Below are 1,487 nucleotides of genomic sequence, written 5' to 3'. Positions count from 1 at the left end.
GGGCCGCGTCACCGGCGTGCACCACGAGGGGGACGGCGGCCCTCGGCCCGGCGGGCGGCGCACGGTGGACGCCGACGGGCTTGCGCTGGCGCCCGGCTTCGTCGACATGCACGCCCACAGCGACCTGGCGCTGCTGTCCGACCCGGACCACTCCGCGAAGCTCGCGCAGGGCGTGACGCTGGAGGTCGTCGGCCAGGACGGCATCTCCTACGCGCCCGTGGACGACCGCACGCTGGCCGAGGTGCGGCGGGCCGTCACCGGCTGGAACGGCGACGGCGGCGACGTCACCTTCGACTGGCGGACCGTCGGCGAGTACCTGGACCGCCTGGACCGGGGGATCGCCGTCAACGCCGCGTACCTCGTGCCGCAGGGCACGGTCCGCATGCTGGCCGTGGGCTGGGACGACAGGCCGGCCACCGACGCGGAGCTGGCGCACATGCGGCAACTCGTCGCCGAGGGCCTGGAGCAGGGCGCGGTGGGCCTCTCGTCCGGTCTGACCTACACGCCGGGCATGTACTCCTCCACCGCCGAACTGACCGAGCTGTGCCGGGTGGTGGCCCGCTACGGCGGCTACTACTGCCCGCACCACCGCAGTTACGGCGCGGGTGCGCTGGACGCGTACCGGGAGATGGTCGCGCTGAGCCGGGACGCGGGCTGCGCCCTGCACCTGGCGCACGCCACCATGAACTTCTCGGTGAACGAGGGGCGGGCGCCCGAGCTGCTGCGGGTGCTGGACGACGCGCTGGACGCGGGCGTCGACGTCTCCCTGGACACCTATCCCTATCTGCCGGGCTGCACCACGCTCGCCGCGCTGCTGCCCAGCTGGGCCACCGAGGGCGGCCCGGAGGCGACTCTCGCCCGCCTGCGGGACCCCGGGGTGTGCGCGCGCATCCGGCACGTCATGGAGGTCGAGGGCTCGGACGGCTGCCACGGCGTGCCGACGGACTGGCACACGGTGGAGGTCTCCGGGGTGACACGCCCGGAGCTGGCGGGGGCCGTCGGCCGGCGCCTGGAGAGCTTCGAGCAGGCCCGGCGGCTGCTGCTCGACGACGGGCTCGGCACGACGATCCTCCAGCACGTGGGCGACGAGGAGAACGTGCGCGCGATCATGCGCCACCGGGCGCACACCGGTGGCAGCGACGGCATCCTCCAGGGCGCGAAGCCGCACCCGCGGGCGTACGGCACCTTCCCGCGCTACCTGGGCCACTACGTGCGGGAGCTGGGCGTGCTGTCGCTGGAGGAGTGCGTGGCCCACCTGACGTCCCGCGCGGCGGCCCGGCTGCGGCTGCCCGACCGCGGCCTGGTGCGCGAGGGCTACCGGGCAGACCTGGTGCTGTTCGACCCGCTGACGGTCGCCGCCGGCGCCACCTTCGACGCGCCGAGGACTCCCCCGGTGGGCATTCCGCACGTGCTGGTCGACGGTCGCTTCGCGGTGCGGGACGGCCGCCGCACGGACGTGCTGGCCGGCCGCTCGGTGCGCCGCACCC

The 1,487-nt window shown here is 75.2% G+C and carries 1 protein-coding gene; it reads left to right on the top strand.

Annotated elements, in window-relative coordinates:
* Nucleotides 1-1,487 (top strand): N-acyl-D-amino-acid deacylase family protein (locus tag ACYVE9_RS26455; RefSeq protein WP_461030423.1); only part of this gene is annotated, 1,487 nt, incomplete at both ends.

It is taken from the genome of Streptomyces sparsus (assembly GCF_054776295.1).
The sequence above is the reverse complement of the archived record's forward strand: the minus strand, read 5'-3'. Positions and strand labels throughout refer to the sequence as shown.